The 13719-nt window shown below is 56.2% G+C and carries 10 protein-coding genes and 1 pseudogene; 9 read left to right on the plus strand and 2 right to left on the minus strand.

All coding sequences use genetic code 11. The features are described from left to right. Positions 1-6 precede the first annotated feature (6 nt). The 3 genes from ACSZPU_RS01110 (at position 7) to tadA (ending at position 2570) form a co-directional block, all read left to right on the plus strand. Positions 7-1365, plus strand: a complete 1359-nt coding sequence (locus tag ACSZPU_RS01110; RefSeq protein WP_498994616.1) for a PTS transporter subunit EIIC — start codon at positions 7-9, stop codon at positions 1363-1365. Between the two features lie 3 nt (positions 1366-1368). Next, positions 1369-2004: a phosphatidylglycerophosphatase C gene (yfhb, locus tag ACSZPU_RS01115; RefSeq protein WP_498994618.1), complete on the plus strand. Its 636-nt coding sequence runs from the start codon at positions 1369-1371 to the stop codon at positions 2002-2004. Between the two features lie 95 nt (positions 2005-2099). After that, on the plus strand, positions 2100-2570 hold the full coding sequence (tadA, locus tag ACSZPU_RS01120; protein WP_498994635.1) for a tRNA adenosine(34) deaminase TadA: 471 nt from the start codon (positions 2100-2102) through the stop codon (positions 2568-2570). Here tadA and mltF read toward each other — a convergent pair. Next, complete coding sequence (mltF, locus tag ACSZPU_RS01125) at positions 2563-4122, minus strand: membrane-bound lytic murein transglycosylase MltF (protein ID WP_498994620.1); 1560 nt, start codon at positions 4120-4122, stop codon at positions 2563-2565. The two genes, tadA and mltF, sit on opposite strands and share 8 nt — an antisense overlap. Positions 4123-4378: 256 nt before the next feature. Between mltF and purL the strand changes: the two genes are divergently transcribed. From purL to glnB, 5 genes are all read left to right on the plus strand, one after another. Next, positions 4379-8266, plus strand: coding sequence for a phosphoribosylformylglycinamidine synthase (purL, locus tag ACSZPU_RS01130; protein WP_498994622.1), 3888 nt, complete (start codon positions 4379-4381; stop codon positions 8264-8266). A 564-nt stretch (positions 8267-8830) separates the two neighbouring features. Next, the gene (qseE, locus tag ACSZPU_RS01135) at positions 8831-10267 is read left to right on the plus strand and encodes a two component system sensor histidine kinase QseE/GlrK (RefSeq protein ID WP_498994624.1); all 1437 of its coding nucleotides are present in this window, start codon (positions 8831-8833) and stop codon (positions 10265-10267) included. Next, positions 10264-10998 carry a two-component system QseEF-associated lipoprotein QseG gene (gene qseG / locus ACSZPU_RS01140; RefSeq protein ID WP_498994626.1) on the plus strand — a complete coding sequence of 245 codons (735 nt, stop codon included), beginning with the start codon at positions 10264-10266 and terminating at the stop codon, positions 10996-10998. Before qseE ends, qseG begins: the two co-directional genes overlap by 4 nt. Beyond that, the gene (gene glrR, locus ACSZPU_RS01145; RefSeq protein WP_498994627.1) at positions 10995-12332 is read left to right on the plus strand and encodes a two-component system response regulator GlrR; all 1338 of its coding nucleotides are present in this window, start codon (positions 10995-10997) and stop codon (positions 12330-12332) included. Before qseG ends, glrR begins: the two co-directional genes overlap by 4 nt. 74 nt (positions 12333-12406) lie before the next feature. Further along, positions 12407-12745, plus strand: a complete 339-nt coding sequence (gene glnB / locus ACSZPU_RS01150; RefSeq protein ID WP_024549981.1) for a nitrogen regulatory protein P-II — start codon at positions 12407-12409, stop codon at positions 12743-12745. Positions 12746-12784: 39 nt separating this feature from the next. Here glnB and ACSZPU_RS01155 read toward each other — a convergent pair. Continuing rightward, positions 12785-13489: pseudogene (locus ACSZPU_RS01155) on the minus strand (FAD-binding oxidoreductase); the annotation flags it as partial. 56 nt (positions 13490-13545) lie between these two features. On the opposite strand from ACSZPU_RS01155, the gene ACSZPU_RS01160 reads away from it, so the two are divergent. Beyond that, the coding region (locus tag ACSZPU_RS01160) for a transposase (RefSeq protein ID WP_498994637.1) at positions 13546-13719 on the plus strand (174 nt) is incomplete at its 3' end.

Raw genomic sequence — 13719 nt, forward strand, 5'->3', positions numbered from 1 at the left:
GCGTTTATGGACAAAACAGCAGCGCTCGCCAGCGCCATCCTCAATGGGGTTGGCGGGCAGGGCAATATTCAGCGTCTTGAAAACTGCATGACCCGTGTGCGCGTCGAACTGTTCGATGATGCAAAGCTCGACCTGGCAGAAACAAAACAGCTGCCAGGGGTTAGCGGTTACGTCAAACAGGGCCAGCAGCACCAGTTCATTGTCGGGCCGGGTAAGGCCGCACAGGTAGTGGATGCGATGCGCGCGCAAATGACCGGAGCGGACGCTACAGCGGATAACGTCGAGCGTAACAAGGCCGAGGCGAAGGCCAAATACAAAGCCCCGATGAGCGATGCGTTGCGCAAACTGGCCAACGTCTTTATTACGCTGATCCCGGCGTTTATCGCCTCTGGTCTGATAACTGGCATCATCAATATCCTCAAACGCCCGGACATTGTCGGCGATTTTGCGACGCAATACCCCAATATGCTCGGTTTGCTGGGCATCTTTGGCAGCGCCGTGTTTGCCATTATGAATATCCTCGTGGGGGTGAATACCGCGAAGGTGTTCGGCGGTTCGCAGGCGCTGGGCGGGGTGATGGCCGGTATTCTCTCCAGCCCACAGCTCGCGCAAATCACCCTGTTTGGCGAAGCGTTGCAGCCCGGCCGTGGTGGGGTTATCGCGGTTTTACTGGTCGTGGCGCTGATGTGCTGGATTGAGAAAAAATTCCGCAACATCCTGCCCGGCTCAATCGAGCTGATTCTTAACCCGCTGCTCACCACGCTTATTGCGGGCACAGTGGCGATTATTGTGCTGCAGCCGGTGGGCGGCGTGATTTCCGAGGGGATTGCGCACGGTGCGTCCTGGGCTATCGATCGTGGCGGCCTGCTGGTGGGGGCAATCCTTGCGGGGGCGTTCCTGCCACTGGTACTTACCGGGCTACATCAAGGGCTGGTGCCAATCCATGTCGAACTGGTGCAGGCGCATGGCTATAACGCCTTATTCCCGATCCTCGCTATGGCGGGCGTCGGGCAGGTGGGGGCGGCGATTGCGGTGCTGATGAAAACCCGCAATGCCCGCCTCAAGAAGGTTATCAAGGGGGCGTTACCGGTCGGATTGCTGGGGATTGGCGAGCCGCTGATTTTCGGTGTCACCCTGCCGCTGGGCAAACCGTTTCTCGGTGCCTGTCTGGGCGGTGCGGTGGGTGGAGCGCTGATCAGCTACTGGAAAGTGGCGACGGTTATCACCTTCGGCATCTCCGGATTACCGCTTGCGTTAACGATTGTTACCGGAAAAGTGATGCTCTATCTGTTAGGCTATTTGGTAGCAGTGATAGCCGGGTTCCTGTTTACCTGGCTGTTGGGTTTTACCGATCCCGAGGAGTAACATTTGGCTACCAGCGAGCGTCGCGTTGTCTTTTTTGATCTTGATGGCACCTTACATCAGCAGGATATGTTCGGCACATTCCTGCGCTACGTGTTACGCCATCATCCTCTGAATGCCTTGCTGGTTCTGCCTTTATTACCTGTCATTGGCGTTGCCCTATTAGTGAAAGGGCGCGCCGCGCGCTGGCCGATGAGCCTGCTGTTATGGGCATGCACCTTTGGCCACAGTGAAGCCCACCTTAAGCGGCTTGAACAGAAATTTGCCACCTGGTTTCGCGGCCAGGTCACGGCATTTCCGGTGGTGCAGGAACGCCTCACTAACTATCTTCTGGCCTCCGATGCGGATATCTGGCTGATCACCGGTTCGCCGCAGCCGCTGGTGGAACAGGTCTATTTTGATACCCCCTGGCTGCCGCGAGTGAACATTATCGCCAGCCAGATTGAACGCCGCTACGGTGGGTGGGTACTCACACTGCGTTGCCTGGGCCATGAAAAAGTCGCACAGCTGGAGCGCAAGATTGGTACGCCGCTGCGCCTGTACAGCGGCTATAGCGACAGCAAACAGGACAACCCGCTGCTCTATTTTTGCAAGCATCGCTGGCGGGTGACGCCCCATGGACAGCTCCAGCAACTGGAATGAGCGTGTGCAACACATAACGGCTGTGTATAATGCGCCCCGCTTGTTAACTGGAGTATCCCCCTTTGTCCAATCCTGAACTCAACCACGACTACTGGATGCGCCATGCGTTAGCCCTGGCAAAACGTGCGTGGGAAGAAGGCGAAGTGCCGGTTGGCGCGGTGCTGGTCCATAACAATGAGGTTATTGGTGAAGGCTGGAACCGTCCGATTGGCCGCCACGATCCCACCGCGCACGCAGAGATCATGGCTCTGCGCCAGGGCGGTTTGGTGCTGCAAAACTACCGTCTGATTGATACCACCTTGTACGTTACACTGGAGCCATGCGTGATGTGTGCCGGGGCCATGGTGCATAGCCGTATCGGGCAGCTTGTATTCGGTGCGCGTGATGCGAAAACCGGCGCGGCGGGTTCGCTGATGGACGTGCTGCACCATCCGGGTATGAACCATCGGGTGGAGATTATCGAAGGGGTGTTGCGCGATGAGTGCGCCGGGATGCTAAGTGACTTTTTCCGTCAGCGTCGGCTGGAGAAAAAAGCGCAGAAAAAAGGGCCGGAGCCGCTTATTTAGTCGCGCCTGGCACCTGTACCACCAGTTTAACCGGCACGAGCAGCGGATTGCGGGGGAACACAGTACCAGGATTAAAGGAACTAAAGGGCATGATGCCGTACGGTGCGCGATTAAATTCGTCCGCCGCCACCGCCGGATACCCCTGCGCCAGCTGTATTTTCTTCTCCGCCTCTTTCTCTTTTTCCAGCAAATACCCCACCAGGCTGATTTCGTATTTACGAATATTCTCTACGTAGGCATAAGCTTCATGCCCACGCGCATAGCCGTAAGTGAGTTTGCTGTAATAAGGCTTCTGGCTCAGTAGCGGTAAGCGCTGCTTCACGTCCGCCCAGCTATCCGGGTTGCCTTTTGTTTTGACCGTGAGCGCCCGGGCATCCAGCATGTGCGCATAGCCCATATTGTACGCTGCCAGCGCAAACCAGATCCGCTCCTCGTGCGGGACGCTGTCCGGCACTTTATCCATCATGTCTTGCAGATAACGCGCGCCGCCGCTGATGCTTTGTTCGGCATCGGTACGGTCGCTCAGTCCCAGACTCTGTGCGGTATTGCGGGTGAGCATCATCAGACCGCGCACGCCGGTGGGCGAGGTGGCCTGGGTATCCCAGTGGGATTCCTGGTACGAAATTGCCGCCAGCAGACGCCAGTCAATGTCCTGCGCGTATTTCGTAAACAGCGGCTGGAGATCGGGCAGAACGCTGTCCACCGCGCGTAAGAAGGTACGCGTGTCGACGTAGTCAAAATCATCGCCATGGCCGAGGTATTTCTCTTCCAGGCGTGCCAGCGTCCCGTCTTCATTAATATTATTGAAGAAATCGAGCATCGCCGCCGACAGAGTATTGTCTTCATCGCGTCGGCTAAACCAGGTTACCGGCTGCTCATCGCTGATATCCAGGGCAACGGCAAGTTCCGGATGGACGCGCTGGAACAGACTCACTGCGACCGAATCCGCCACCGTATAGCTGAGTTTGCCGTCCACCACATCGGCAAGCAGGTTGTTGGTGCCGGATTTATCGTCAACCTTCCAGCTCAAATCCGGGAACTTCTTCTCTTTAAGCTCGCGCAAATCATTGATCGACACATGCCCCGGGGCGATGGTGAGCTGGGTGTCATTGACGGTGGCCAGGCTGCGCGGCCGGTAGCTGCCGACGCGGTAAACCAGCTGCTGAGATACCCAGTAGTAAACCGGGCCGGGTTGGTAGTTTTTGAGACGCTCATTGTTATAGACCAGGCCGGCGGCCAGCATATCGGCATTGCCGTGGTCGAGATCGTCAAAAATCTGGCTGATGTTCTGGCGTACGGTGACTTTCAGTTTGACGCCAAGGTAGTTGGCGAACTGTTGGGCGAGCTCATAATCAAGCCCATAAGGTTTATCGTCTACACTGGCATAAGTCACCGGGGAGGCGATGGTGCTTATGCGTAGCTCGCCGCGCGCCTTAATGGCCGCAACGCGGTTATCGGCTTTGCTGAACCAGGGGATAGAAGGCCACAGGGCCGCTGCCAGCAGCAGGGTGACGATGCCGATAAGCAGATAATTAATCTTAAATTTTTTCAATTAGTTAATTCTCTGCGCCGTGCGATGCCTCAATAAATAGCCGCCATGAATACAAGGATGTTTATCGGTGATTGAGCGGCATTTTGCGCAACAAAACGCCAGTTGGCAACTAATTAGCGAAACCGCTACGGTTTGCTGCCAAATGGCATACATGATTTTATTTCGACGCAAACGGTTTCGTCACCGCTCAGGATTCTCTATAATGACGCCCGTTTTCCCCCTGATGCACACTTAAAGCTTCGAAGACGAGAGACTTATGATGGAAATTCTGCGTGGTTCGCCTGCACTGTCCGCATTTCGTATCAACAAACTGCTGGCGCGTTTTCAGGCAGCCCGGCTCCCGGTGAGCAATATTTACGCTGAGTATGTCCATTTTGCCGACGTGAACGCTCGGCTGAACGAGGAAGAGCTCACGCGGCTGCAACGCCTGCTGAAATATGGTCCGAGCTTAAGCAGCCATACCCCGTCCGGAAAATTACTTCTCGTTACGCCCCGCCCTGGCACTATCTCCCCCTGGTCTTCTAAAGCAACGGATATCGCGCACAACTGCGACCTTGGCAAAATCAATCGCCTTGAGCGCGGCGTGGCTTACTACGTTGAAGCCTCGACGCTGACCGAAGAGCAATGGGCAAGCGTAGCGGCTGAATTGCATGACCGTATGATGGAAACCGTGTTTAGCGCCGAAGCGGATGCCGCGCGTCTGTTTGAACATCATCAGCCTGCGCCGGTGCAGAGTGTGGACCTTCTGGGTGAAGGCCGTCAGGCGCTGATCGACGCGAACGTGCGTCTGGGTCTGGCGCTGGCGGAAGACGAAATTGATTACCTCCAGGATGCGTTTACCCGTCTTGGTCGTAACCCTAACGATATCGAGCTGTACATGTTCGCGCAGGCTAACTCCGAACATTGCCGCCACAAAATTTTTAACGCCGACTGGGTCATCGACGGCGAACAGCAGCCAAAATCGCTGTTCAAGATGATCAAAAACACCTTTGAGAAAACCCCGGACTACGTGCTGTCTGCGTATAAAGACAACGCGGCGGTGATGGAAGGTTCTGAGGTTGGGCGTTTCTTCGCTGACCATGAGAATGGCCGCTATGACTTCCACCAGGAAGCGGCGCACATTCTGATGAAAGTCGAAACCCACAACCACCCGACGGCGATTTCCCCGTGGCCGGGTGCGGCAACCGGCTCTGGTGGTGAAATCCGTGATGAAGGCGCGACTGGTCGCGGTGCGAAGCCGAAAGCGGGCCTGGTGGGCTTCTCTGTTTCTAACCTGCGTATCCCGGGCTTTGAACAGCCGTGGGAAGAGGATTTCGGTAAGCCAGAGCGTATCGTCACCGCGCTGGATATCATGACCGATGGCCCACTAGGTGGCGCGGCGTTTAACAACGAATTCGGCCGTCCGGCGCTGACCGGCTACTTCCGTACATACGAAGAGAAAGTGAACAGCCACAACGGCGAAGAGCTGCGTGGTTATCACAAACCGATCATGCTGGCAGGCGGCATTGGTAACATCCGCGCTGACCACGTGCAGAAAGGTGAAATCACCGTCGGCGCGAAACTGATTGTGCTGGGTGGACCGGCGATGAACATCGGTCTGGGCGGTGGCGCCGCTTCCTCTATGGCCTCTGGTCAGTCTGACGCGGATTTGGATTTTGCCTCCGTTCAGCGTGACAACCCGGAAATGGAACGTCGCTGCCAGGAAGTGATTGACCGTTGCTGGCAGTTGGGTGATGCCAACCCGATCCAGTTTATCCATGACGTGGGTGCGGGCGGTCTGTCGAACGCCATGCCGGAGCTGGTGAGCGATGGTGGACGCGGCGGTAAATTCCACCTGCGTGACATCCTCAGCGATGAACCGGGTATGAGCCCGCTGGAAATCTGGTGTAACGAATCCCAGGAACGTTATGTCCTGTCCGTTGCAGCTGACCAGTTGCCGCTGTTTGATGAACTTTGCCGCCGCGAACGCGCACCGTACGCGGTGATTGGTGAAGCCGTCGCCGAACAACACCTGACGATGAGCGATAGCCACTTCGACAACCAGCCGATCGATCTGCCGCTGGATGTGCTGCTGGGTAAAACCCCGAAAATGACCCGCGATGTGCAGACGCGAAAAGCGGCCGGGGAAGCCATCGATTCACGTGATATTTCCATTGCTGACGCGGTAAAACGCGTACTGCATCTGCCTGCTGTTGCGGAAAAAACCTTCCTGGTGACCATCGGTGACCGTACCGTGACCGGTATGGTGTCGCGTGATCAGATGGTTGGCCCGTGGCAGGTACCTGTTGCCAACTGTGCGGTGACCACCGCGAGTCTCGACAGCTACTACGGCGAAGCGATGTCCATCGGCGAACGTGCCCCGGTGGCATTGCTGGACTTCGCTGCATCCGCGCGTCTGGCAGTGGGTGAGTCCCTGACCAACATGGCGGCCACGCAGATTGGTGAACTCAACCGCATCAAGCTCTCGGCAAACTGGATGTCCGCAGCCGGTCACCCGGGTGAAGATGCAGGCTTGTATGAAGCGGTGAAAGCGGTCGGTGAAGAGCTTTGCCCGGCGCTGGGCCTGACCATTCCGGTGGGTAAAGACTCCATGTCGATGAAAACCCGCTGGCAGGAAGGTAACGAGCAGCGCGAGATGACCTCGCCGCTGTCGCTGGTGATCACCGCCTTTGGCCGCGTGGAAGATGTGCGTCGCACCGTAACGCCGCAGCTCTCTACCGAAGACAACGCCCTGCTGTTGATCGATCTCGGTAAAGGCCACAACGCACTGGGTGCCACCGCGTTGGCGCAGGTTTATCGTCAACTGGGCGACAAAACCGCGGATGTGCGTAGTGCTGAACAGCTGAAAGGCTTCTGGAATGCCATGCAGGCGCTGGTGGCTGACGGTAAACTGCTGGCCTGGCATGACCGTTCCGACGGCGGCCTGCTGGTGACCCTCGCCGAAATGGCGTTTGCCGGTCACTGCGGCGTGAATGTCGATATCGCTGCTCTGGGTAGCGATCATCTGGCAGCCCTGTTTAACGAAGAATTGGGCGGCGTGATTCAGGTTCGTGCAGCAGAGCGCGCAGCGGTTGAAGCGCTGCTGGCGGCGCACGGTCTGGCTGACTGCGTACATTATCTGGGTCAGGCAACGGCGAGCGACCGTTTTGTTATCGAAGCAGCCGGTCAGGTGGTATTCAGCGAAAGCCGTACCACCCTGCGTGTCTGGTGGGCAGAAACCACCTGGCAGATGCAGCGTCTGCGCGATAACCCGGAATGTGCTGACGAAGAGCATCAGGCGAAAACCAACGATGCCGATCCTGGCCTGAATGTGAAGCTCTCCTTCGATATCAACGAAGATATCGCGGCACCGTATATTGCGACCGGCGCGCGCCCGAAAGTGGCGGTGCTGCGTGAGCAGGGCGTTAACTCCCACGTGGAGATGGCGGCAGCGTTCTACCGTGCGGGCTTTGATGCTATCGACGTACACATGAGTGACTTGCTGGCAGGACGTACCGGTCTGGAAGATTTCCAGGCGCTGGTGGCTTGCGGTGGCTTCTCTTACGGTGACGTACTGGGTGCGGGCGAAGGTTGGGCGAAATCGATTCTCTTTAACAACCGCGTGCGTGATGAGTTCGAAACCTTCTTCCACCGTCCGCAGACCCTGGCGCTGGGCGTGTGCAACGGCTGTCAGATGATGTCTAACCTGCGTGAACTGGTGCCGGGCAGCGAACTGTGGCCGCGCTTTGTGCGTAACCACTCTGACCGCTTCGAAGCGCGTTTCAACCTGGTCGAAGTGACGCAAAGCCCGTCTCTGCTGCTGCAGGGGATGGTGGGTTCACAAATGCCTATTGCGGTTTCCCACGGTGAAGGTCGTGTAGAAGTGCGTGATGAGGCACACCTGGCTCAGCTCGAAAGCAAAGGCCTGGTGGCACTGCGCTTCGTTGATAACTTCGGCAAAGTAACGCAAACCTACCCGGCTAACCCGAACGGTTCGCCGAACGGTATCACCGCGGTAACCAACGAAAGCGGTCGTGTGACCCTGATGATGCCGCATCCGGAGCGTGTGTTCCGTACGGTCTCTAACTCTTGGCACCCGGAAAACTGGGGCGAGGATAGCCCGTGGATGCGTATTTTCCGCAATGCACGCAAACAGTTAGGCTAATTTTCCCTGGCCGATTGTGATGCCATACGAAAAGCTCTCCTGCCGGGGAGCTTTTTTATTTGTGACGCCCCGCATGTGCATGTGTCGGGAAATCGCGACAAAGCCACATATGCAGTGTCTCTAAAAAGAGACATTTAAGTTGTTGAATTATATGAGTGAGGCCGGGTGACGCAAAGGGTGTTGCTAATCGGAGACACTTAGCCTGGAAATCATTCAATCGCTATTGAATGATATAATGCAGTTAATTTCTTATATTACATTGGGTTAATATTTTGTTTTGCGTTTTGGCATAAGCATTGCATAATAATAACCAGTGGCTCATTCACCCTCTTATGTCAGCCCCTTCGGGACGCGCTACATAAACTTAGAATGATGCACTTAAGGTGCCTGCCGTCCAACTGCTGATAAAAGTTCGCTTTTTCAGACCCCGGGCGAAACGTCGAGTTAGGCACCGCCTAATTTCATAGCAAAGCCGGGTTTATACCCGGCTTTGCTGTTTCTGGCTTCCCCATAGCACATTACTCAGCTAGCATCCTGTTAAACCCGATTTGCGAGAGTATTGCGTTGAAACGCTGGCCCATTTTCCCCCGCTCCCTGCGCCAGGTCGTCATGATGGCGTTCCTGCTGATCTTACTGCCACTGCTGGTGCTGGCCTGGCAGGCATGGCAAAGCCTGAATGCCCTGAGCGCCCAGGCCGCGCACACCAACCGAACCACGCTTATCGACGCCCGACGCAGCGAGGCGATGACCAATGCCGCTCTGGAGATGGAACGCAGTTACCGTCAGTACTGCGTTCTGGACGACGCAACACTTGCGAAGGTGTACCAGAGTCAGCGTAAACGCTACAGCGACATGCTGGATGCCCATGCGGGCGTGCTGCCGGACGAAAAACTCTACCAGGCGCTACGCCAGGATTTAAACGATCTCGCACAGCTACAGTGCAAAAGCAGCGGTCCTACGCCCGAGGCTTCCGCGCGGCTTGAAGCCTTTGCGGCGGCGAATACCGAGATGGTGCAGTCAACGCGGCAGGTGGTGTTCTCACGTGGGCAGCAGTTACAGCAGGAGATCGCCGAGCGCGGTCAGTTCTTCGGTTGGCAAGCGCTGGTGCTGTTCCTGGTCAGCCTGGCGATGGTGCTGCTGTTTACGCGGATGATCATCGGCCCGGTGAAGGGCATTGAGCGGATGATCAACCGGCTGGGGGAAGGGCGCTCCCTTGGGCATACGGTTGTTTTTAAAGGGCCGCGCGAGCTGCGCTATGTGGGCGAACGCATCATCTGGCTGAGTGAACGTCTCTCCTGGCTTGAATCGCAGCGCCACCAGTTTTTGCGCCATATCTCCCATGAACTGAAAACCCCGCTGGCCAGCATGCGTGAAGGAACGGAGCTGCTTGCGGATCAGGTCGTTGGGCCGTTAACGACAGAACAAAAAGAGGTGGTGGCGATCCTGGATGACAGCAGCCGCAACCTGCAAAAGCTGATTGAGCAATTACTCGATTACAACCGGAAACTCGCGGATAGCGCGGTTGAGCTGGAAGAGGTGGAGATCGAGCCGCTGGTGGATATGGTTTTGACGGCTCACAGTTTGCCTGCGCGAGCTAAAATGATGCATACCGAGGTGGTGCTGGATGCCGTCTCTTGCTGGTCCGAGCCGATGCTGTTGATGAGCGTGCTGGATAATCTTTATTCGAACGCGGTGCACTACGGGGCTGAATCCGGTAACATTTATATTCACAGCTATCTTGCAGGCTCGCGGCTGCGTATTGAGGTGTCCAATACCGGTACGCCGATTCCTGAGGCGGAACGCAGTATGATTTTCGAACCCTTTTTCCAGGGTAGCCATCAGCGGAAAGGCGCGGTGAAGGGCAGCGGGCTGGGATTAAGTATTGCCAGAGACTGCATTCGCCGTATGCAGGGCGAGTTGCATCTGGTGACCGTCGATCATGCAGATGTCTGTTTTCGCATTGAGCTACCGCTTAATGCGTCGGAAAAATCCAACAAATGAAGCGAAATCAGGTGAGTATGTCGCACGTTTTTTCCCGCGTGGCTGGCGCGGTATTGTTGCCTAAAAAAATGCTTCGTGCATTACCCTGCCTGCTGTTGGCAGGTTGTGTTTCCCAAACGCCTGAGCATGCCGTACACGAACAATTCGAAGAGCTGCTCCCGGAACATCAACTGGCCGACTTCCTGTTAACGGACTGCGGCAATATCTGGTCATTAACCGGCCAAGCTTTCGATACCAACCCCTTATTCTGGCTGCGCAGTATGGATTGCGCCGGGCGACTGGCCCCGGCAGAAGCGCGCGCGCAGGCGCGTGCGTTGCCCGACGATACCTGGCAGGATGTGTTTAAGCGCGGCATTTTACTGTCGAGTGCAAAAATTACCCCGCTGGAACGGCGTGAGAATACCGCACGTCTTGATGTGTTAAGCCCGCAAATCCCCGCCCCCGTGCGCCCGCTGTATCAACTCTGGCGTGACGGTCAAACATCCCAACTCCAGCTGGCAGAAGAGCGCGGCCGTTATGGCAAACTCCAGCAGTCGACGGATGCCGAGCTGGATACGCTACGCCAGCAGCAGCAATTCCTGCGTGAGCAACTGGAAACGACCACGCGCAAACTGGAAAATCTGACCGACATTGAGCGTCGGCTCTATAGCCGCAAACCGGCGGGTAACGATCTGCCGGACAGCGCCCGCCCCGCAAGGACCGAAACGAAACAAGAGGACGCGAAACCATGACCAGCCGAAAACCTGCTCACCTGTTGCTGGTGGATGACGATCCGGGCCTGTTAAAACTGCTCGGTTTACGCCTGAGCAGTGAAGGCTACAGCATTGTCACCGCAGAGAGCGGGCAGGAAGGGCTTCGCGTTCTGGCTCGCGAGAAAGTGGACCTGGTTATCAGTGACCTGCGCATGGATGAGATGGACGGCATGCAGCTGTTCACCGAGATCCAGAAGGTGCAGCCCGGTATGCCGGTGATCATCCTCACCGCGCACGGTTCCATTCCGGATGCTGTCGCCGCCACGCAGCAGGGGGTATTCAGCTTCCTGACCAAGCCGGTGGATAAAGATGCGCTGTATAAGGCGATTGACGACGCGCTGGAGCACACTGCGCCCGCCTCGGACGATCAGTGGCGCGATACCATCATCACCCGTAGCCCGGTTATGCTCAGGCTGCTGGAGCAGTCGCGAATGGTGGCGCAGTCTGATGTCAGCGTACTGATTAACGGCCAGAGCGGGACCGGGAAAGAGATCCTCGCGCAGGCTATTCATAACGCCAGCCCGCGCAGCAAAAATGCGTTTATCGCCATCAACTGCGGGGCGTTACCGGAACAGTTGCTGGAATCTGAACTCTTTGGTCATGCGCGCGGTGCCTTTACCGGCGCGGTCAGCAGTCGCGAGGGGCTTTTCCAGGCGGCGGAAGGCGGCACGCTGTTCCTCGATGAAATTGGCGATATGCCCATTCCCCTGCAGGTAAAACTGCTGCGCGTGTTGCAGGAACGCAAAGTCCGACCACTCGGCAGCAACCGTGATATCGACATCAATGTGCGTATTATCTCCGCGACCCACCGCGACCTGCCCAAAGCGATGGCGCGCGGTGAGTTTCGCGAAGACCTGTTTTATCGCCTGAATGTGGTTAACCTCAAAATTCCGGCACTGGCGGAGCGTGCGGAAGATATCCCGCTACTGGCGAACCATCTGCTGCGTCAGTCTGCCGACAGACATAAACCCTTTGTACGCGCCTTCTCCACCGATGCGATGAAACGGCTGATGACCGCAGGCTGGCCGGGTAATGTGCGTCAACTGGTCAACGTTATCGAGCAGTGCGTGGCGCTGACTTCGTCGCCGGTTATCAGCGATGCGCTGGTGGAACAGGCGCTGGAAGGGGAGAATACCGCCCTACCCACATTCGTAGAGGCGCGAAATCAGTTCGAGCTCAATTACCTACGCAAGCTGCTGCAAATCACCAAGGGTAACGTTACCCACGCGGCGAGAATGGCCGGGCGCAACCGTACTGAATTTTATAAATTGCTCTCACGCCATGAGCTGGATGCCAACGACTTTAAAGAGTAATGGCGTAGTGAATATGATAGTGTGAGCAACCGATTACGAAGTAGCTTACTGGCAAGCGTTTTTAAGGACCGACCATGAAAAAGATTGATGCGATTATTAAACCTTTCAAACTGGATGATGTGCGTGAAGCGCTGGCCGAAGTCGGCATTACCGGGATGACGGTAACCGAAGTGAAAGGTTTTGGTCGCCAGAAAGGCCATACTGAACTGTACCGTGGTGCAGAGTACATGGTGGACTTTCTGCCGAAAGTAAAAATCGAAATCGTTGTGACCGATGATATCGTCGAGACCTGCGTAGATACCATTATCCGCACGGCCCAGACCGGCAAGATTGGCGACGGTAAGATTTTCGTCTTTGATGTGGCGCGCGTGGTTCGTATCCGTACTGGCGAAGAAGACGATGCGGCGATCTGATTTATTGCCCCTCGTCTGACGGGTGAGGGGCCTCCTGTCTTACAGCACTTTGTGCGGCCCGAAACATTCGTAATGAATGTTCGCTTTATTCACGCCCAATTCCACCAACTGTTTTGCCGCAAACTGCATAAATGCCACCGGGCCGCAGAGGAAGAACTGCGTCGCCGGATCGCTGAATGCTGATTCTTGTTTGCTCAAATCCATCAACCCTTCGCTATCAAAGGCCTGCGCCTGTTTGTCAAAATGGGTGGGGGCGCGATACCAGATATGAGATGTGGTGTGCGGCAGTGCGCTGCTCAGCGTTTTCACCTCATCCGCAAAGGCGTGGACATCGCCATTTTCCGCCGCGTGGAACCAGTTTACCTGCGCTTTATGATCAGCCTGCACAAGCGTATCCAGCATTGCCAGCATCGGTGTCTGGCCGACGCCTGCGGAGATAAGCGTGACCGGGGGGCTGCTCTCGACATTCATAAAGAAATCGCCCGCAGGAGCGGCCAGATGTACCACATCACCCACCTGCGCGTGCTGATGCAGCCAGGTTGAAACCTGCCCGCCTTCTTCGCGTTTTACCGCAATACGGTAATGTTTGCCGTCAGGGGCGCGGGTCAGGGAGTACTGGCGAATTTCCTGATAAGCAAATTCTTCCGGTTTCAGCCAGATGCCGAGGTATTGCCCAGGGCGAAAGTCGGCAACGGGTTGACCATCGACAGGGGCAAATTCAAAGCTGGTGATTAGATAGTGTCGTCACGAGGATAAAAATCATTGATAATAGGGCCTTCTAATCAGAAGGCCCTATTATCATGACTATTCCAGCCTATCGGCGCCACGATATTTCTGACAATGTATGGAGTTTACTGGAACCTCATTTACCCGGGCGCGAAGGTACCTGGGGAGGGAGAGCGAAAGATAATCGCTTGTTTATCAATGCTGTATTCTGGATTTTGCGCACGGGTGCACCATGGCGAGACCTGCCG

The organism is Phytobacter sp. V69 (assembly GCF_965644215.1).
Classification (GTDB): domain Bacteria; phylum Pseudomonadota; class Gammaproteobacteria; order Enterobacterales; family Enterobacteriaceae; genus Phytobacter.